At 67.3% G+C, this 18,780-nt stretch carries 17 protein-coding genes; all 17 read left to right on the top strand.

Annotated elements, in window-relative coordinates; translation table 11 throughout:
* Positions 1 to 1,095 (top strand): branched-chain amino acid ABC transporter permease, encoded by a 1,095-nt coding sequence (locus QX051_RS17500; protein ID WP_315776977.1) that lies wholly within the window; start codon positions 1 to 3, stop codon positions 1,093 to 1,095.
* Complete coding sequence (locus QX051_RS17495) at positions 1,088 to 1,870, top strand: ABC transporter ATP-binding protein (RefSeq protein WP_315776976.1); 783 nt, start codon at positions 1,088 to 1,090, stop codon at positions 1,868 to 1,870. Before QX051_RS17500 ends, QX051_RS17495 begins: the two co-directional genes overlap by 8 nt.
* Entirely contained in the window at positions 1,863 to 4,082 is a 2,220-nt protein-coding gene (locus QX051_RS17490; protein WP_315776975.1) for an ABC transporter permease, read from the top strand. The genes QX051_RS17495 and QX051_RS17490 overlap by 8 nt, the downstream gene beginning before the upstream one ends.
* Before the next feature lie 4 nt (positions 4,083 to 4,086).
* Positions 4,087 to 4,932 (top strand): phosphoenolpyruvate hydrolase family protein, encoded by an 846-nt coding sequence (locus tag QX051_RS17485; protein WP_315739529.1) that lies wholly within the window; start codon positions 4,087 to 4,089, stop codon positions 4,930 to 4,932.
* Positions 4,933 to 5,007: 75 nt separating this feature from the next.
* Entirely contained in the window at positions 5,008 to 7,902 is a 2,895-nt protein-coding gene (locus QX051_RS17480) for a flotillin family protein (protein ID WP_315776974.1), read from the top strand.
* Between the two features lie 6 nt (positions 7,903 to 7,908).
* Positions 7,909 to 8,346 (top strand): SRPBCC family protein, encoded by a 438-nt coding sequence (locus QX051_RS17475; RefSeq protein ID WP_315758248.1) that lies wholly within the window; start codon positions 7,909 to 7,911, stop codon positions 8,344 to 8,346.
* A gap of 4 nt (positions 8,347 to 8,350) precedes the next feature.
* Positions 8,351 to 8,794 (top strand): SRPBCC family protein, encoded by a 444-nt coding sequence (locus QX051_RS17470; RefSeq protein WP_315776973.1) that lies wholly within the window; start codon positions 8,351 to 8,353, stop codon positions 8,792 to 8,794.
* A gap of 15 nt (positions 8,795 to 8,809) precedes the next feature.
* Positions 8,810 to 9,631, top strand: coding sequence for an FAD binding domain-containing protein (locus QX051_RS17465; protein WP_315776972.1), 822 nt, complete (start codon positions 8,810 to 8,812; stop codon positions 9,629 to 9,631).
* Between the two features lie 3 nt (positions 9,632 to 9,634).
* Complete coding sequence (locus QX051_RS17460; protein ID WP_315776971.1) at positions 9,635 to 10,114, top strand: (2Fe-2S)-binding protein; 480 nt, start codon at positions 9,635 to 9,637, stop codon at positions 10,112 to 10,114.
* A gap of 12 nt (positions 10,115 to 10,126) precedes the next feature.
* A complete protein-coding gene (locus QX051_RS17455; protein WP_315776969.1) occupies positions 10,127 to 11,701 on the top strand; it encodes a xanthine dehydrogenase family protein molybdopterin-binding subunit in 1,575 nt (524 codons plus the stop codon).
* A gap of 1 nt (position 11,702) precedes the next feature.
* The gene (locus QX051_RS17450) at positions 11,703 to 12,725 is read left to right on the top strand and encodes a xanthine dehydrogenase family protein molybdopterin-binding subunit (protein WP_315776968.1); all 1,023 of its coding nucleotides are present in this window, start codon (positions 11,703 to 11,705) and stop codon (positions 12,723 to 12,725) included.
* A gap of 6 nt (positions 12,726 to 12,731) precedes the next feature.
* Positions 12,732 to 13,613 (top strand): MoxR family ATPase, encoded by an 882-nt coding sequence (locus tag QX051_RS17445; protein WP_315739539.1) that lies wholly within the window; start codon positions 12,732 to 12,734, stop codon positions 13,611 to 13,613.
* Positions 13,610 to 14,728, top strand: a complete 1,119-nt coding sequence (locus tag QX051_RS17440) for a VWA domain-containing protein (RefSeq protein WP_315776967.1) — start codon at positions 13,610 to 13,612, stop codon at positions 14,726 to 14,728. The genes QX051_RS17445 and QX051_RS17440 overlap by 4 nt, the downstream gene beginning before the upstream one ends.
* Positions 14,725 to 15,612 carry an amidohydrolase family protein gene (locus QX051_RS17435; protein ID WP_315739541.1) on the top strand — a complete coding sequence of 296 codons (888 nt, stop codon included), beginning with the start codon at positions 14,725 to 14,727 and terminating at the stop codon, positions 15,610 to 15,612. The genes QX051_RS17440 and QX051_RS17435 overlap by 4 nt, the downstream gene beginning before the upstream one ends.
* 39 nt (positions 15,613 to 15,651) lie before the next feature.
* On the top strand, positions 15,652 to 16,500 hold the full coding sequence (locus tag QX051_RS17430; RefSeq protein WP_315758239.1) for an MBL fold metallo-hydrolase: 849 nt from the start codon (positions 15,652 to 15,654) through the stop codon (positions 16,498 to 16,500).
* Positions 16,501 to 16,518: 18 nt separating this feature from the next.
* Positions 16,519 to 18,117 (top strand): isochorismatase family protein, encoded by a 1,599-nt coding sequence (locus tag QX051_RS17425; protein WP_315739543.1) that lies wholly within the window; start codon positions 16,519 to 16,521, stop codon positions 18,115 to 18,117.
* Positions 18,118 to 18,120: 3 nt separating this feature from the next.
* Positions 18,121 to 18,747, top strand: coding sequence for an NAD(P)H-dependent oxidoreductase (locus QX051_RS17420; RefSeq protein ID WP_315776966.1), 627 nt, complete (start codon positions 18,121 to 18,123; stop codon positions 18,745 to 18,747).
* Positions 18,748 to 18,780: the final 33 nt, after the last annotated feature.

Below are 18,780 nucleotides of genomic sequence, written 5' to 3'. Positions count from 1 at the left end.
ATGTCGCTGATCCAGGAGGCACGGGCGCGGGAGAGCATGCTGGCGGGAAGCGCGAGAGCGCAACCGGCGGCGTGGTCGGTGACCGAGCAGCCCTGGGCCTGGGCAGTGGCGGCGCTGCTGCTGATCATGCCGCTGATCGCCAACGGCTTCTTCCTGATCGAGATCTTCGGCACCACCCTGATCCTCGGCACCGTCGCGCTGAGCCTGATGTTCCTCGCCGGCTATGGCGGCATGGTCAGCCTGATGCAACTGACCATTGCGGGCTTTGCCGGCTACATGGTTGCCGTGTTCGGCGTCAGCGGCAACGCCAATATCAGCCTGGGCTGGCCGTGGTGGCTGGCGACGCCCATGGCGCTGGTGCTCGCGGTGCTGTTCGGCACGCTCGGCGGCTCGCTCGCGGTGCGTACCGAGGGCATCTACACCATCATGATCACGCTCGCGATCGGCGCGGCGTTCTACTACTTCACCAACCAGAACTGGGCGATCTTCAACGGCCACACCGGCATCAACACGATCGCCACGCCGCATTTTCTCGGCGTCGATTGGCGCATGGACATCGCGTTCTATTACCTGACGCTGGCGGTGGCCGCACTATGCTATTTCGCTGTGCTCTATCTGTCGCGCGCGCCGTTCGGCCTGGCGCTGCAGGGCGTGCGCGACAATCCCAGGCGCATGGCCGCGCTCGGCTTCAACGTCAATGCACATCGCATCGCCGCCTATGCGTTCGCGGCCCTGATCGCCGGCATGGGCGGTGTGCTGCAGGTCTGGAACTATCGGCAGATCTCGCCAGGATCTGTCGCGGTCGAGCGCTGCATCGACATTCTCATCGTCGCCGTCGTCGGCGGCATCACCCGGCCGGTCGGGCCGTATATAGGCGCCTTCATCTTCGTCATCCTGCGCACCTTTGCGCTTGACTTCCTGGTCAAGGTCGGGCTCGACGGCAACCGGTTCCGGCTGCTGATCGGGCTCGGCTTCCTCGCCATCGTCTTCTGGTCGTCCGATGGCGTGATCGGCCTCTATGATCGGTGGCGCCGTCGCAGCGAGGCATCGCAGACGCGGTCGCGTCCCGGAGGCGGAGGTCACGGCCATGGATAGGGTCGCGGACCGGCTCTCGGCGCTCGGCTCGACTGCAGCCCTCGAATTGCGCGGCGTGACGCGGATGTTCGGTGCGCTCGCCGCGCTGACCGACATCACGATCACGGTGCGGCCTGGGGAGCGGCGCGCGGTGCTGGGCTCGAACGGCGCCGGGAAAACCACCTTGTTCAATTGCGTCACCGGCGACTTTCTGCCGACCTCCGGCACGATCCGCTTCTTCGGCGAGGACATCACCGCCTTTCCGCCCTATGAGCGGATCCGCCGCGGGCTGCGCCGCACCTACCAGATCTCGGCGCTGTTCCTCGGCCTCTCGGTGCGCGACAATGTCTACCTGGCCTGCCGCGGCGTCTCGCGCGCGCGGTTTTCGATGCTGCGACCCAGCGTCAACGATGCACTGATGCAGGCGACTGAACGCCTGATCGAGGCGGTGCATCTGACGTCCGTGCGTGATCAACTGGTTTCGGAGCTCGCCCATGGCCAGCAGCGGCAGCTCGAGATCGCGCTGGCGCTGGCCGGTGCGCCCCGATTCATCCTGTTCGACGAGCCGGCGGCGGGTCTGTCGCCGACCGAGCGGCGCGAGCTGGTCGAGATCCTGACGTCGCTGCCGCCGCACATCGGTTACATCATCATCGAGCACGACATGGACGTGGCGCTACGCGTCGTCGAGAGCGTGACGATGATGCACAACGGCCGCATCTTCAAGGAAGGCGCGCCGCAGGAGATCGAATCTGATCCGGAGGTGCAGGAGCTCTATCTCGGAGGCGGCCATGAATGACGTCCGCCGCTCCGCGCCTGCGCTCGAGGTCCGCGGCCTCGACGTGTACTACGGCCATTCGCATGCGCTGCAGGGCGTCGATCTCCGGCTCGACAGCGGCGTGTTCTCGCTGGTCGGCCGCAACGGCATGGGCAAGACGACGCTGTGCAAGGCCATCATGGGCCTGCTGCGGCCGTCCGGCGGATCGGTTCGGCTGCGTGGTGAGGATATCACCGGGCTCAATCCGGCGCGCATCGCAAGGCTCGGCGTCGGCTATGTGCCGCAGGGGCGGCGTCTGTGGCGCTCGCTCAGCGTCGACGAGCATCTGCGCCTGGCAGCGGGCCAGCGCCGCGGTGCCTGGACCGTCGAGCGCGTCTACGAGACATTTCCGCGCCTGGCCGAGCGGCGCAACAATGGCGGCGGCCAGTTGTCGGGCGGCGAGCAGCAGATGCTGGCGATCTCGCGCGCGCTGCTGACCAATCCGCAGCTCCTGATCATGGACGAGCCGACAGAGGGCTTGGCGCCGGTCATCGTCGCCCAGGTCGAGGAGATGCTGATCCGGCTCGGCCAGGACGGCGACATGGCGGTCCTCGTGATCGAACAGAACATCGGCGTCGCCACGGCGATCTCGCCGCGCGTGGCCATCATGGTCAACGGCCGCATCAACCGCATCATCGACTCGGCCCGGCTCGCCGCCGATCGCGAGCTGCAGCAGCGTCTGCTCGGCGTCGGCCAGCATGCCGGCGACGAGACCGATCTCGGGACGGGCGAGGTTCAGGATGTGCCCGTCGCAGGTGCGGCGGTGCCAACGACGCCGAAAGCTGCGCCCGTCAAGGTTTACGTCTCTAATCCCGTGCTGCCGACGCGCTGGTCGCAGCCGGTGCCGATCACGCAGATCGAGGCCAGGGCGCGCACGCTCTCCACCAGTGTGACCCGGCTCGACGAGGCAACTCGCCAGAGTCGCGAGGGCGCCGTGTCGATCGCGGCGGGCCCACCGGCGGTGATCGTGGTCGGCACGCTTGACACCAAGGGTGACGAGCTGCGCTTCATCCGCGACATCGTCGCGGGCCACGGCCTGCGCACCCGACTTGTCGATGTCTCCACCAGCGGACGGCACGCGAGCTGCGACGTCTCGGCCCAGGAGGTCGCACTCAATCATCCCCGCGGCGGCTCCGCCGTGTTCGGCCCCGATCGCGGCGCATCGGTCACCGCGATGGCAGAAGCTTTCGCACGTTGGCTGCGGCGGCAGGACAACGTAGCCGGCATCATCTCGGCCGGAGGGTCTGGGGGCACATCGCTGGTCGCGCCGGGAATGCGCGACCTGCCGGTCGGTGTACCGAAATTGATCATCTCCTCTGTCGCATCCGGTGACGTCGGCGCCTATGTCGGGCCGGCCGACATCGCGATGATGTACTCGGTCACCGACGTCCAAGGACTCAATTCGATTTCGCGCGCGGTGCTGAGCAATGGCGCGCATGCGCTTGCCGGCATGGTGACGGCGCGCGAGCAGCAGTCCGCCGTCGCTGACCGCACCCGACCGCAACGTCCCGCCATCGGCATCACCATGTTCGGCGTGACCACGCCGGCGGTGCAGAAGCTCACGGCCGAGCTGCGCGACGACTACGAGTGCCTGGTCTTCCACGCCACCGGCGTCGGCGGCCGCTCGATGGAGAAGCTGGTCGAGTCCGGCATGCTCGCCGGCGTGATCGATCTCACCACGACCGAGGTCTGCGACCTGCTGATGGGCGGTGTGTTTCCGGCCATCGAGGATCGCTTCGGCGCCATCATCCGCAGCCGCGTGCCCTATGTCGGCTCGGTCGGCGCGCTCGACATGGTGAATTTCGGCGCGCCCGAGACCATTCCCGAGCGCTATCGCGGCCGCAAGTTTCACGTCCACAACCCGCAGGTCACCTTGATGCGGACGACGGCGGCGGAGAACGCGCAGATGGGGCGCTGGATCGGCGAGCGGCTCAATCGCATGGACGGGCCGGTCCGGTTCTTCCTGCCCGAGAAGGGCGTCTCGGCGCTCGATGCGCCGGGCCAGCCGTTCTTCGATCGCGAGGCGGACGAGGCGCTGTTCCGCAGCCTCGAACAGAGCGTGCGGCAGACCTCGAGCCGGCGCCTGATCCGCGTGCCGCATCACATCAACGACAATGAGTTCGCAGCAATGGTCGTCGGCGCCATCAGGCCGATGCTCGGGCGGCTGCCGGCGCGGCGCAGACAGGCGAGGTGAGGGGATGGCGAGATATGAGCGCGCACCGCTGCTGAAGAAGTTTCGCGACATGGTGCGCCGTGGTGTGCCGATCATCGGCGGCGGCGCCGGCACCGGCCTGTCGGCCAAATGCGAGGAGGCCGGCGGCATCGACCTGATCGTGATCTACAATTCCGGTCGCTATCGCATGGCCGGCCGCGGCTCGCTCGCCGGGCTGATGGCCTATGGCGACGCCAATGCGATCGTCGTGGAGATGGCGAGCGAGGTGCTGCCGGTGGTGAAGTCCACCCCAGTGCTGGCGGGCGTCAACGGCACCGACCCGTTCCGCGACATGGATGTCTTCCTCGATGAGCTGAAGACGCTCGGCTTCTCCGGCGTGCAGAACTTTCCGACCGTTGGCCTGATCGACGGCACCTTCCGCGCCAATCTGGAGGAAACCGGCATTTCCTACGCGCTGGAGATCGACATGATCGGGCGCGCCCATGACAAGGACCTGCTGACGACGCCCTACGTGTTCAACGAGGCCCAGGCCGCGGGTATGGCGATCGCCGGCGCCGACATCATCGTCTGCCATCTCGGTCTCACCACGGGCGGCTCGATCGGCGCGCAGACCGCGCCCAAGCTCGATGACTGCCCCGGCCTGATCGATAGCTGGGCCTCGGCTGCGCTCAGCGTCAACCCGGAGATCCTGGTGCTGGCGCATGGCGGCCCGATCGCCGAGCCGGCCGATGCCGACTTCATCATGAAGCATACGAAGAATTGCCACGGCTTCTACGGCGCCTCCTCGATGGAACGGCTGCCGGTGGAGCGGGCGCTGACGGAGCAGGTGCGACATTTCAAGGCGATCAGCTCGCGGCCACGCCGCGTCTGAGGCGACAACACGAGATTCGGCAGCAACGGTGCGCGGCGCGGCGCTCGCCGGACGGGAGACCGAGGGAGGAATGAGATGTCCGGGGTTCTGGTTGGTGAGCTGATCCTTTGGCTGATCGTCGCGATCGTCGTCATCGTGGTCGCCGTCTACATCGTCAACTGGCTGTATCATCGCTCCTCGAAGGAGGTCTCCTTCGTCCGCACCGGCTTCATGGGGGAGCGCGTCGTGATCAATGGGGGCGCCTTCGTGCTGCCGTTCATCCACGACTATACGTCGGTCAACATGAACGTTCTGCCGATGGGCATCACGCGTGCGCGGCAGGACGCCGTCATCACGCGCGACCGGATGCGGGTCGACGTCGAGGCCGATTTTTACGTTCGCGTTCAGCCGACCCGCGAGGCCGTGTCGATCGCGGCGGCGACGCTTGGCCGCCGCACGCTCGAGCCGGAAAAATTGCACGCGTTGCTGTCCGGAAAGTTCATCTCCGCCGTGCGCGCGGTCGCCGCGGAGATGACCATGGAGCAGATGCACGAGCAGCGCGGCGACTACGTCTCGCGCGTCAAAGCGGCGGCCGCCGAGGCGCTGGCCCAGAACGGCCTCGAGCTGGAATCGGTCGCGATCACCGATCTCGACCAGACCGATCTCGAATTCTTCAACCCCTCGAACCGGTTCGACGCCGAGGGCTTGACACGGCTGATGGAGGACATCGAAAGCAAGCGCAAGCTGCGCAACGACATCGAGCAGGACTCGATGATCAAGATCCGCACCCGCAATCTCGAAGCCGAGCGCGAGGCGCTGGAGATCGAGCGGGAGAGCGAGACGGCACGGCTGGAGCAGGAGCGCGACATCGAGATGCGCCGTGCCTTGCAGCGGACGGAGGTCGCGCGCGAGCGCGCGCTGCGTGAGACCGAGGCTGAGCAGGCACAGATCATGGCACGGGAGGCGATCGAGAAGTCCCGCATCGCCAACGAGCTGACGATTGCGGAGGCGCGGATCGCGGCCGAGCGCGACACAAGGCAGCGGGAGATCGAACGTACGCGGGCGGTCGAGGAGCGCGAGCTGCTGGCGCGCGAGGACATCGAGAAGGCGCGGATCGCCAACCAGCGCGCGATCGATGCCGCGCGCATCGAATCCGAGCGGGAGGTGCGCCAGCGCGACATCGAGCGGACGCGTACCATCGAGGAGGCCGAGATTGCGGCGCGCGAGGCAGTGGAGAAGGCGCGGATCCAGCAGGATCGCGTGGTCTCGGATGCGCGCATCGCCAACGACGAGGAGACGCGCCGCCGCGAGATCGAGCGAACCCGCGCGATCGAGGAGGCGGAGATCGCGGCGCGCGAGGCGACCGAGAAGGCGCGGATCGCGCAGACCATGATCGTCAATCTGGAGCGCATCAGCTCCGACGAGCGGACGCGCGCCACCGAGATCGCCCAGGTGCGCAACATCCAGGAGGCCGAGATCGAGGCGCAGAAGGCGGTCGAAGCCGCGCGCATTGCGCGTGAGCAGGTGCTGTCCGCAGAGCGCATCGCCGCCGAGCATGCCACGCGCAAGCTGGAGATCGAGCGCAACCAGGGCATCGAGATCGCCGGCATTGCCGCGCGCGAGGCGACGGAAGCCAGCCGCATCGCGCAGGAGGAACGGGTGCGTGCGCTGGAGATCGCGCGCATCCGGACCATCGAGGAGGCCGACATCGCCTCGCGCGAGGCGATCGAGGCGGCCCGTATCGCGCAGGAGCAGGCAGTCGCCGAGAAGCGCATCCGCTCGGAGAAGGAGACGCGGAGCCTGGAGATCCAGCGCACCGAGGCCGTCGAAGCCGCGGATTTGAAGCGGCGCGAGGCCGTGGAGCGGCGCCGCATCGAGGTCGAGCTGACGCTGGAGGCTGAGCGCATCGCCTCGTCGCGGACGCGCGAGGTGCTGAACATCGATCAGAAGAAGGCGATCGAGCTCGCCGATGAGATCAGGGTGATTGAGCTCGCCGCCAAGCGCGCTGAGCGCATCGATGCCGATCGGCAGGTCAAGGAAGCCGAGATCGTCGCGCGCAAGCAGGTCGAGACTGCGGACGTGTCGCGCGAACAGGCGCTGGAGGCTGTCCGGCTGGAGCGCCGCCGCGCCATCGAGCAGCTCGAGGTCGCGCGTGTGCAGTCGCTGCAGGAGGCCGAGATCGCCGCCCGCGAGGAGGTCGAGCGCGCGCGCATCGCCTCCGATCGCGGTCTCGACGAGGCCCGCATCGGCCGCGAGCGCGAGCTGCGCAAGCTGGAAGTGAACCGCGAGAAGGACGTCGAGACGGCGCTGATGGAGAAGGCGATCGCGCTGTATCAGAAGTCGCTGGAGGAATCCGCGGCCAAGGTCGCCGCCGAGGAGGCGCGCACGCGTGCGACCGAGGCAACGGAAAAGGTGATCACTGCGCGCGAGAGCGAGATCGCCCGCCGGCGCAAGACCGTGGAGGTGCTGATTGCCGAAAAGCAGGCGGAGGAGACCCGGATCGCCGCCGAGGCCGAGCGGGTCCGCGCGGCTGTCGAGGCGGAAGCGCAGAAGCTGCTCAACGAGGCCGAGAATGTGCTGACCGACCAGGCGCGCTACTCGCTGTTCCGGCGCAAGCTGCTCGACCGGATCGAGGGTATCGTGCGCGAGAGCGTCAAGCCGATGGAGAAGATCGAGGGCATCCGCATCCTCCAGGTCGACGGCCTGAACGGAAATGGCGGCAACGGCAATGGGGGCCGCAGCGCTACCGACGAGGTGATCGACTCCGCGCTGCGCTACCGTGTCCAGGCGCCGCTGATCGACTCCATCCTCTCCGACATCGGCGTCGAGGGCGGCAGCCTTGCCAAGATGCCGGGCTTGATCCGCGAAGCTAGGGACATGCAGGGCATCCGCAAAGAGACCTCGGCGCGCAAGGACGCAGGGGGAAGCGGAGGGGGGGACGCCAGCCCAACCGAACCGCCGGCCGACCGCGGTCCGCGCAAAAAGGGGTGAGGCACCATGGCGAGGGTCTACGTCTCCACCGTCGTGAGCGCCCGCAACGATCGGGTTTGGGCGCGCGTCCGCGACTTCAACGGCTTGCCGAACTGGCATCCGGCGATTGCGGAGAGCCGGATCGAGGGCGGTGAGCCCGCCGACAAGATCGGCTGTGTCAGGGATTTCCGCTTACGCAATGGCGACCGCATCCGCGAGAAGCTGCTCGGCCTGTCCGACTACGACATGTTCTGCACCTATTCGATCCTGGAATCGCCGATGGGGGTGACGAACTACGTCGCCACCTTGCGGCTGACCCCCGTCACGGATGGCGATAAGACCTTCCTGGAATGGACCGCCGAGTTCGACTGCGCGCCGGAGCGCGAGGCCGATCTCGTCGCCTCGATCGGCGGCGGCGTGTTCCAGGGCGGCTTCGATGCGCTCAAGCGCGCGTTCGGAGGCTAACGCCGTGCCGCACGTCGTCAAGAGCACCATCATCGATGCGCCGACGGAGGCCGTGTGGGAGGTGCTGCGCGACTTCAACGGCCATGACCGCTGGCACCCGGCGGTCGCGACGTCGGCGATCGAGCGTTCGCAGACGTCTGACAAGATCGGCTGTGTCAGGCACTTCCGTCTCAAGGATGGCTCAGAGCTGCGTGAGCAGCTGCTGGCGCTGTCCGATCTCGAACAGAGCTTCAGCTATTGCCTGCTCGATACGCCGCTACAGCTGTTCAACTACGTCGCCCATGTCCGGCTGCTGCCGGTCACCGACGGCGACCGCACCTTCTGGCACTGGGAAAGCCGTTTCACGACGCGACCCGAACAGGCCGAGGCGCTGACTCGCATGGTGGCGGAAGACATCTACCAAGCCGGCTTCGAAGCGATCCGATCGCATCTGAAGCAGGCGGCATGAGGACGAGGTGAATCGATGCCGGTTACGGTGAAGACGTTTCAGGCCGCGAGCGAAGCTGCGTCTGCGCTGTCGTCGGACCGCGCCGCGCGCTATCTGGGCGGCGGCACGCTGGTCATGCGCGATCTCAACGAAGGCGACGTCTCGATCGCCACCGTGATCCGCGCCACCGATCGCGCGCTGCGGAGCATCGACGCCACGGGCGGGCGCATCCGGATCGGCGCCGGCGTCACCTTCGCCCGCGTTCTGGCCGAGCGCGAGCTGTCCTTCCTGCATCCGGCGGCGCGCTCGATCGGCGGCCCGGCGGTCCGCAACATGGGCACCATCGGCGGCAACCTGTTCGCGCCGGCGCCGTTCGGCGACTTCACGGTGGCGCTGCTGGCGCTCGACGGCATGGTCTCGCTGCAGGGCGGCTTTGGCGTCCGGGATATGCCGATCGAGGATTTCCTGCAATCGCGCGACCGCCAGGGTGCTGCGCTGGTGGTCGCCGTGTCCTGCATCAGGCCGGCGTCATCAGATGCGTTCCGCTATCGCAAGATCGCGCGCATCAAGCCGAAGGGTGGATCGGTGATCACGCTCGCGGCGCATCTTCCACAGAGCGGCGGTCGCGTGACCGGCGCGCGGATCGCGCTGGGATCGATGGCGCCGACCGCTGTTCGCGCCAAGGCCGCTGAGCGCGCGCTCGAAGGCCGGCCGCTCGATGCCGGCGCGATCAGCGCCGCCGCTGCTGCGGCAGCCGAGGGAACGGCACCCACGGACAATTCGCTGGCGAGCGCGTGGTATCGCCGCGAAGTGGTCGGCGTGCATCTGCGGCGGCTGCTGTCGGGACAGGAGAGCTAGACCATGGCCAAGACCCCACTTCAGTTCCGGCACAATGGTCGCGACGTCGCGCTGTTCGTCGACGGCGGCACCAATCTCCTGGTCGTGCTGCGCGAGATGATCGGCGACGTCACGCCGAAATTCGGCTGCGGTCAGGGCGGCTGCGGCGCCTGCACCGTGCTGATCGACGGCGACGCGCATCTGTCGTGTCTGACGCTCGCCGAAGCCGTCGAGGGCCGCGCGGTGGAGACGCTCGACGGTATCAAGAGCGGCCCGACCCTGCATCCGCTGCAGCGCGCTTTCGCCGAGGGTTTTGCCGCGCAATGCGGCTATTGCACGCCGGGCATGCTGATGGCGGCCAAGGCGCTGCTGGACAAGATCCCGCAGCCGAGCCGCGAGCAGGTGGTGGAGGCGATCTCCGGCAACATCTGCCGCTGCACCGGCTACGAGCCGATCATCAATGCGGTGCTGGCGGCAGCCGCGTCGCTGCGCGCGAGCGCCTGAGGGGAGATCGCCATGCTGGAACTGCGCAAGGACATCTTCGCCGACGAGCGCGACGACAATCTCAACGAGGTCGGCAAGGGCACGCAGCGCCAGGACATGCTGGGCCATGTCACGGGGACCTCGACCTATTTCAACGATCACAAGCTGCAGGGCATGCTGCATCTGAGGGTCGTGAGGTCGACGCAGCCGCATGCCCGGCTGCGCCGCATCGACATCAGCGAGGCTGAGCGGAGCGAGGGCGTGCGGCGGGTCATCCGCGGCAGCGACGTGCCGCGCAACCTCAACACGCTGCTCAGCCTGATCAATTTCGGCAAGGACGATGAGCCGACGCTCGCCGTCGATAAGGTCCGCTACAAGGGCGAGCCGATCGTTGCCGTAGTCGCTGACACGCCGCGCGCCGCAGCCGAGGCGGCTGCCAAGGTGCGGGTGGACTACGAGAGCTTGCCGGCCGAGTTCGATGTCGAGGAGGCGTTGAGACCGGGCGCGCCTGTTGTCAACGAGACCTATCCGAAGAACACGTTCACCTATCACGAGCGCTACGATCACCAGAAGCTGCGCTTCGGCGATGTCGAGCGCGGCTTTGCGCAGGCCGACCATGTGCTGGAGCAGCGCTACCAGATGTCGCCGATCGAGCACGCGCCGGTCGAGACCAACGGCTCGATCGCCGCACCCGACACCAACGGCCGCTATGTCGTCTACACCTCCACCCAGGCGCTGTTCTTCTCGCTCGACACCTGCGCCAAGATCCTCGACCTGCCGTCGAACACCTTCCACTTCATCGGCGGCACCGTGGGCGGCGGCTTCGGCGGCAAGGTCGATACGCTGACCGAGCCGCTCGCCATTCTGGCCGCGATGCTGACGGGGCGGCCGGTGCGCTATGTGCTCGGGCGCGAGGAGGAGATGCAGTTCGGCCCACCACGCGGCGCCGAGCGCATCTACGTCAAGGACGGCGTGATGCGCGACGGCCGCATCGTCGCGCGCCAGATCCGCGCCTATTTCGACTCGGGCGCCTACACGCGGCTGTCGAGCTACGCGGTGGTCAAATGCGCCGCGCACCTGCCCGGTCCCTACACGATCCCGAACGTCCATGGCGACATCTACTGCGTCTACACCAACCGCACGCCGGCCACCGCGATGCGCGGCTTTGGCATCACGGGCATGGACTTCGCGCTCGAATGCCAGATGGACAAGCTCGCGCATCTGATCGGCATGGACCCCATGGAGTTCCGCATCCTCAACGCCTATCGCGACGGCGACATGAAGGCGCATCGCCGCGAGGCCAAGAACACGGCGCTGATCGAATGCGTGCAGGTCGCGGCCGAGAAGGCCAAATGGCCGATCCGCGAGGAGTTCCGCCGCATGTCGTCGCGCAAGGATGGCGGCGGGGCCCGGGCGGCTGTTCCCTCCACGCCACGTGAGCCGGTGAGCGCGCGGCCTGCGCCGGCGCAGCAGCGCACGAGCTACGACCGAGGGCTTCCAGTTTCTCCACCTCCTGAGCCGCCGTCACCACCCCCACAGAGCCCGGCACCGGCTCCCGCGCATGGCGCGACGCGGTTCTCGTCGGTGTTCGGAACGAGGAGGCGCTGACATGACCAGGCACCGCGGCCGCGGCATGGCGGCGATCAACTATCCCATCGGCATGAATCTCGGCGGCGATCCGAGCCAGGCACTGGTGCATTCCAATCCCAGTGGCAAGTTCACGGTGGCGCTGTCGTCGATCGATCTCGGGCAGGGCATGAAGTCGGTCACGCGGCAGATCTGCGCCGAGACGCTCGGCGTGCCGGTCGAGGACGTTTATGTCGACACCGCCGATTCCGATACCGGGCCGCACTGCATGGGCTCGTTCGCCTCGCGCGGCACCCATCGCGTCGGCAATGCCGTCATGGCGGCGGCCAAGGAGGCGCGCGGCGTCATGATGGAGGCCGCGGCCGAGGAGCTCGAGGTCAACGCCAGCGATCTCGAAACCGACGGCCGCGGCAACATCCACGTCAAGAGCGCGCCGCATCGCTCGATCTCGGTCAAGGACGTCGCCATCGCCGCCCAGTTCCGACAGGGCAAGACCATCTCCGGTCGCGGCATCTTCCTGGTGCCGTTGTCGGACGTCGATCCCGAGACCGGCGAGATGTCGCCGGCCACCTGCTACGCGCATGCGTGCCTCGTCGCGGAGGTCGAGGTCGATGACGAGACCGGCGAGGTCGGCGTGGTCAGGATGGACAGCGCCTATGAGCTGGGACGTGCGCTCAATCCGCGTCTGGTCGAGCAGCAACTGGTCGGCGGCGCCTGGATGGGCATGAGCCATGCACTCTATGAGACGACCGAGCCGTATTATCCCGATCCCAAACAAGGGCCGCGCGACTTCGTCGAATATCTGATGCCGGGACCCGGCGACATCTGTCCGCACGACATCGCCGTGCTGGAACGCCCCGCGCCGGACGGCCCGTTCGGCGGCAAGGGGCCGGGTGAGATGTGCGCCAATCCGGTGCTGCCCGCGATCGCGAATGCGATCTTCAATGCGGTGGGCGTGCGAATCGACGAGCTGCCGATCACGCCGGAGAAGGTGCTGCGCGCGATCAAGGCTCAGGGCGGCGCGCGGCCGCAGACGCGGCGGTGAAACGATATGGTCGTCCGCAGCAACATCGTCGGCATCGACTCGCCGCAGGCGCTGGAGAAGGCGCTGCGCGCGGCTTATTATCTCGCCGATGAGGGACTCTCCACCGCTGCCTATCTCGCGCTTGCGCTAGGCAAGCCGCTGCTGCTGGAGGGTGCGCCCGGCGTCGGAAAAACCGAGGCGGCGAAGGCAGTCGCCGCGGTGCTCGGCCGCAAGCTGATCCGCCTGCAATGCTATGAAGGCGTCGACGCTGCGGCGGCGCTCTACGAGTGGAACTATCCGCGCCAGATGCTCGCGATCCGCCAGGCCGGCGAGGACAGCATCGACATCTATGGCGAGAGTTTTCTGATCGAGCGGCCGATGCTGGCCTGCCTGCGCGCGCCCGACTCGACGGTGCTGCTGATCGACGAGATCGATCGCGCCGACCAGGAGTTCGAGGCCTTCCTGCTCGAATTCCTCTCCGACTTCCAGATCTCGATTCCAGAGCGTGGCACGATCCGTGCCGCCGAGCGGCCGATCGTGGTGCTGACCTCGAACCGCACCCGTGAGCTGCATGAAGCGCTGCGCCGCCGCTGTGTCTATCATTGGATCGACTATCCCGATGCGGAGCGCGAGGCACGGATCGTGATGATGCGCGCGTCCAGCGTGGCCGAGGCGACCGCGCGCGCCGTCGTGGCGGCGGTGGCGAAGCTCAGGCGTGAGCCGTTGAGCAAGGCGCCCGGCATTGCCGAGGCGGTCGACTGGGCCGAGGCCGCGACGCTTCTGAACCAGACCGGCGCGCGCTGGCCCGACGCCTTCCGGCGCTCGATCGGCGTAGCGCTGAAGGACGAGGAGGATCTGTCCTTCATCGCGCCTCGGCTCGATGCCCTGCTCGCGGAGGCGATGACATGAGCGAGGCGCGCCTGCCGCAGGCGACTGAGATCTTCGTGACATTCGCTTCGCTGTTGCGGCGAAACGGCTTCGCAATTGCGCCGGAGCAGACCACCGCCTTCCTCGCTGCGATCGAACTGCTAGGTCCGACCAGTCTCGACGATATTCGCCGCGCCGGGGCGGCCACTCTGGCGCCACCGCCCGAGCGGCTCGCGACCTACAATTTGCTGTTCGACATCCATTTCGGTGTGACCGAACGGACGGCTCTCAGCGAGACCGATCAGCCGGACGATGTCGTCCGGTTGCAGGAGGAGGGCGACGGCGGCGTCGATCCCGACAGCGCCCAGGAGCAGAACGAATCCGGGCTCGCCGCCACGCGCGCCGAGGCCGTGGTGGCCCGTCGTCTGGCGGCGACAACCGACGGCAATGCCCTGCAGCGCCTGGCGCGTCAGGCGCGTGCGAAGCTACCGAAGCGGCGAGGCCATCGGCGCATGCGCGCGCGGCGCGGCAGCTTCGTCGACCTGCGCCGAACCTTGCGTGAAAGCGTGCGGCGCGATGGCGAGGTGCTGTCGCTGCGGCGCTTGAGGCGCCGGCCGCGGCTGCGCCGGCTGCTGCTGTTGATCGACGTCTCCGGCTCGATGAAGGCGCGGACCGAGGACAACATGCGGCTCGCTCATGTGTTGGTCCAGGCGGTGCCGCAGGCCGAGGTGTTCACCTTGGGCACGCGGCTGACGCGGGTCACGCGGCCGTTGCGGCTGAAGCGGCGCGAGCAGGCGCTGCTGGCGGCTTCGCATCTCGTCAGCGACTGGGACGGCGGCACGCGCATCGGCGAGGCGCTGCAGGCCTTCCTCGGCGTGCCGCGATTCTCGATCTATGCGCGGGGCGCGGCGGTTCTGGTGATCTCGGACGGGCTGGAGCGGGGTGACCATCAAGTGCTCCGCGAAGCCGTGTGGAAACTGTCGCTGCGCGCCTGGCGCCTGAGCTGGCTGACGCCGCTGGCGACTGGGCCGGGCTTCAGGCCGCAGACGGAAGCGCTGCAGGCCATTGCGCCACTTGTCGATGACATGGTGCCGGGCGGCTCGGACGAAGCCATCGTCGCGCATGTGTTGTCGCTGGCGCAGAGGAGGGCGGCATGACCGGCTATGTCGATGCGCATCATCACATCTGGCGCCAGGCCGACCTGCCCTGGCTGGTCGGCCCGATGCAGCCGCGGATCTTCGGGCCCTATGAGTCGATCCGGCGCGACTACCCGATCGAGGAATATCTCGGGGACATCGCCGGCAGCGGTGTGACGCAATCGGTCTACGTCCAGACCAACTGGGCCAAGGACGGCTTCGAGGAGGAGGCCGCGTGGGTGCAGCGCACCGCCGATCAGCACGGCTATCCGCATGCCATCGTCGCCTATGCCGATCTCGCCGTTGATGACGCGCGGCCGCAATTCGATCGGCTCGCGCGTTATCCGCTGGTGCGCGGCGTTCGCATGCAGCTGCACTGGCATGAGAATCCGTTGTACCGGTTCGCGGAGTCGCCCGATCTCTGCAGTCAACGGAATGTCCGCGCCAACATGGCGCGGCTGGCCGACTACGGCTGGTCGTTCGACCTGCAGGTGTTTGCCGGGCAAATGGCCGGCGCCGCGGCGCTGGCCGAGAGCTGTCCGGCCGTCACCTTCGTCCTCCAGCACGCCGGCATGCTGGAGGACCGGTCGCCGGCGGGACGCGAGCAATGGCGCGCCGGCATGCATAAGCTTGCGGCCTGCCGCAATGTCGTCAGCAAGCTCTCGGGCCTCGGCACCTTCATCCGCCGCAACGATCCCGCTGATGTCGCCGATGTCGTACGCGAGACCCTCGCTATCTTCGGCCCCGAGCGCTGCCTGTTCGGCTCGAACTTTCCGATCGAGAAGCTCTGGACCGACTATCGCACACTGGTGGCAGCCTATGAGGCTGCCATCCACGGCCTCGACAAGCGTGCACGCGCGCAGGTCATGGGAGAGACGGCGCGCCGCGTCTATCGGCTGGGATGATACCGCCTGCAACGACAACAAAAGCAACAGGGAACGCTCATGGCGCTGGAAATCAAGATTCTCGACTATGGTGATATCGAGCTCGAATCGAGCTTCCTCGTGCTGGGCCGCGACTGCGGCCGCACCCGCCGGGTGCTGACGCTCGGCTTCCTGATCCTGGGCGGACCGTATCCGGTCGTGGTCGACACCGGCTACCGCTCCAACCAGATCATGGAGACGCTGGGCATGCGCGGGCTGCAGTACCATGAGAACATGATCGAGAACCAGCTGGCGCGGCATGGCGTGCGCATGGGCGACGTCCGTTATGTCTGCCACACCCATCTGCACATCGATCATGCGGGAAAGGACGATCTGTTCCCGATGAACACGACGGTCGTGCTCAACCGCCGCGAGCTTGAATATTCGGTGTCCGGGCTGATGCACCCGCAATATCCGGCGCCGGACATCAAGCACCTGATCGACCGGCTGCACACCAAGAGCGCGCTGCGCTTCCTCGATCTCGAGCTGACCGGACCTGTCGAGCTGATGCCGGGGGTCTATTGCGATGCCGCCAATGCCCACACCGAAGGCTCGATGAACATCCACGTCCACACCGCCGACGGCATCGCCACCATCTGCGGCGACGTGATCTACGACTTCAACGACCAGATCGTGACCCCGTTCAACGAGATCCAGGACGCGGAGCCGCGCACGACCGGCAATCACGGCACCTCGAAGCGCGCCGAGAAGGCGGCGATCAAGAAGCTGCTGTCGAGCTCCCGCTATCTGTTGCCGGTGCATGATCGCCCGGCCAAGATCGAGGGCGGCGTGGTGACAGGGCGGTTGCACGACCAGGTGCCGGGTCCCATCGTGCAGTCGCTGCCGCAGCGGCAATGGTTTCCGGCGTAGTCGGCGCGAGGATCGGCCATGACCCATGTGACCTTGCGCCCTGAATTCGAGAGCCTGATCGACCCCTACGCACCGGTGTCCCAGGTCGCGACCGGCTTCGACTTCACGGAAGGGCCGATCTGGCACCCGATCGAGCATTTCCTGCTGTTCTCCGACATGCCGGCCGACGTCCGCCGCCGCTGGGACGCGAAGCGCGGCGTGGTCGAGATGCGTCGGCCGTCGAACAAGTGCAACGGCATGACCTATGATGCCGACCTCAATTTGATCGTCTGCGAGCACGCGACGTCGTCGCTGGTGCGCGAGCGGCCCGATGGCCGCCGCGAGATCCTGGCCTCGCATGTCGACAACCAGGAGCTCAACAGTCCGAACGACGTGTGCGTCCATTCCAGCGGCGCAATCTACTTCTCCGATCCCTGGTATGGCCGCATGCCGGTCTACGGCGTCGAGCGGCCGCGCCAGCTCGGCTTCCAGGGCGTCTACCGGGTGCCGCCGGGCGGCGGTCCGCCGCGGCTGCTGGTCGATCGTTATCTGTTCGACCAGCCGAACGGGCTGTGCTTCTCGCCGGACGAGGCGCTGCTCTATGTCAACGACACCGTGCAGGCGTTGATCCGCGTGTTCGACGTCGGTAGCGACGGGCCGCTCTCGAACGGGCGCGTGTTTGCCAGCGGCATCCGCTCCGAGCTGGAGCCCGGCGTGCCCGACGGCATGAAATGCGATCAGCGCGGCAATGTCTGGGTGACCGCGCCGGGCGGCGTCTGGGTCTATGCGCGCACCGGCGAGTTGCTCGGCAAGGTGCGCGTCCCGGAACTGGTCGCCAATCTCGCCTGGGGCGGCGCCGATTTTCGCACGCTCTATCTCACCGCGACGCATTCGGTCTATGCGATCGCGACCAAGGTCGGCCCGCGCCACGAGCCCTATATGAGGGCCCAGACGCGGGGGGCTGCGGCGGGCTCGTCCCCATCCAGCGCGACGTCCACAGGCGCGCCACCGGCGCCGCTGCTGGCGTCGGGCGACATGCAGCTCGATCCGCGCCGCTGCGCGATGATCATCCAGGATCTGCAGAACGACGTCATCATGGACGGCGGCGCGTTTGCCGATTCGGGGGCTCCCGGTCATGCCAGGCAGCAGCGCGTCGTCGACAACGTCCGCCGGCTTGCCGAGGTCGCCCGCGCGCGCGGCGTCGTCATCGTCCACGTCTGGTTCGTCGTCGAGCCCGGTGCCCCCGGCGTGACGTTGAACGCGCCGCTGTTCGAGGGGCTGGTCGACAGCAAGGCGATGGTGCGCGGCAGCTGGGGGGCTGCGCCGGTCGCTGGGCTGGAGCCGCGGAGCGGGGACTTCGTCGTCGAGAAGATGCGGATGAGCGCCTGGGAGGGCACGCGGCTCGAGACCATTCTCAAGGCCACCGGGCGTGACGTGATCATCAATACGGGGGCCTGGACCAACATGTCGGTCGAGCACACCGCGCGCACGGGAGCCGACAAAGGCTACTTCATGGTGGTGCCGGAGGATTGCTGCTCGACGATGAACGCGGACTGGCACAATGCGTCGATCAACTTCGCCATGCAGAACGTTGCTGTCGTAACCAGGGCCGACGCAGTGATCAGGGCGCTGGGGTGAGACATGCCCAAGCTGCTGCATCTCGTCGCCTCGCCGCGGGCAGATTCGGAATCCAGCGCCGGCGCGCACGCCTTCCTCGACCGCTTCAGGCAGGCGCGGCCGGGCTGGGACGTCGACGAGATGAATCTGTGGCGCGAAAAGCTGCCGGAGTTCGAGGGCGAGATTTTGCAGGCGAAGTATGCCCGCATGGGCGGACGCGCCTTCACCGATGGCCAGCGGGAGGCGTTCGCGGTGGCCGAGCGCATGGCGGTGCGGCTCGATCTGGCCGAGCGCGTCGTGATCTCGACGCCGATGTGGAATTTCGGCATTCCCTACAAGCTCAAGCACTGGCTGGATATCATCAATCAGCCGGGCCTCACCTTTCGCTTCGATCCGTCGCGCGGCTACCTGCCACTTCTGAAGGATCGTCCAACGCTGGTGATCCTCGCCAGCGGCGGCGACTTCACCAGCGGCGTCAGCCGGGGGCGCACCGATCTCGCGACGCCCTATTTGCGCGAGGCGCTGCGCTTCATGGGGCTTCGCGATCTGCACTTCGTGGCGATCGGGCCGACCAGCGGGCCGGCCGCGCACACCGGCGTGGCGCGTGAGCGGGCGCACAGGCGGCTCGTGGAGATGGCTGCACGGTTTTGATATGACATGAAGAGGCGGGCCCGCTGCGCGTCG

The sequence above is a fragment of the Bradyrhizobium sp. SZCCHNR1053 genome, assembly GCF_032381235.1.
In the GTDB taxonomy this organism is placed as follows: domain Bacteria; phylum Pseudomonadota; class Alphaproteobacteria; order Rhizobiales; family Xanthobacteraceae; genus Bradyrhizobium.
Note: the sequence above shows the minus strand (reverse complement) of the source record. Positions and strands in the feature narration are given on the sequence as shown.

Bases quoted from the DNA above. Each gene is read 5' to 3' on its own strand.
- QX051_RS17445 (WP_315739539.1), top strand. From the start codon at position 12,732: ATGGTCGTCCGCAGCAACATCGTCGGCATCGACTCGCCGCAGGCGCTG.
- QX051_RS17460 (WP_315776971.1), top strand. From the start codon at position 9,635: ATGGCCAAGACCCCACTTCAGTTCCGGCACAATGGTCGCGACGTCGCG.
- QX051_RS17485 (WP_315739529.1), top strand. From the start codon at position 4,087: ATGGCGAGATATGAGCGCGCACCGCTGCTGAAGAAGTTTCGCGACATG.
- QX051_RS17465 (WP_315776972.1), top strand. From the start codon at position 8,810: ATGCCGGTTACGGTGAAGACGTTTCAGGCCGCGAGCGAAGCTGCGTCT.
- QX051_RS17455 (WP_315776969.1), top strand. From the start codon at position 10,127: ATGCTGGAACTGCGCAAGGACATCTTCGCCGACGAGCGCGACGACAAT.
- QX051_RS17475 (WP_315758248.1), top strand. From the start codon at position 7,909: ATGGCGAGGGTCTACGTCTCCACCGTCGTGAGCGCCCGCAACGATCGG.
- QX051_RS17435 (WP_315739541.1), top strand. From the start codon at position 14,725: ATGACCGGCTATGTCGATGCGCATCATCACATCTGGCGCCAGGCCGAC.
- QX051_RS17490 (WP_315776975.1), top strand. From the start codon at position 1,863: ATGAATGACGTCCGCCGCTCCGCGCCTGCGCTCGAGGTCCGCGGCCTC.
- QX051_RS17480 (WP_315776974.1), top strand. From the start codon at position 5,008: ATGTCCGGGGTTCTGGTTGGTGAGCTGATCCTTTGGCTGATCGTCGCG.
- QX051_RS17500 (WP_315776977.1), top strand. From the start codon at position 1: ATGTCGCTGATCCAGGAGGCACGGGCGCGGGAGAGCATGCTGGCGGGA.
- QX051_RS17495 (WP_315776976.1), top strand. From the start codon at position 1,088: ATGGATAGGGTCGCGGACCGGCTCTCGGCGCTCGGCTCGACTGCAGCC.
- QX051_RS17430 (WP_315758239.1), top strand. From the start codon at position 15,652: ATGGCGCTGGAAATCAAGATTCTCGACTATGGTGATATCGAGCTCGAA.
- QX051_RS17450 (WP_315776968.1), top strand. From the start codon at position 11,703: ATGACCAGGCACCGCGGCCGCGGCATGGCGGCGATCAACTATCCCATC.
- QX051_RS17440 (WP_315776967.1), top strand. From the start codon at position 13,610: ATGAGCGAGGCGCGCCTGCCGCAGGCGACTGAGATCTTCGTGACATTC.
- QX051_RS17420 (WP_315776966.1), top strand. From the start codon at position 18,121: ATGCCCAAGCTGCTGCATCTCGTCGCCTCGCCGCGGGCAGATTCGGAA.
- QX051_RS17425 (WP_315739543.1), top strand. From the start codon at position 16,519: ATGACCCATGTGACCTTGCGCCCTGAATTCGAGAGCCTGATCGACCCC.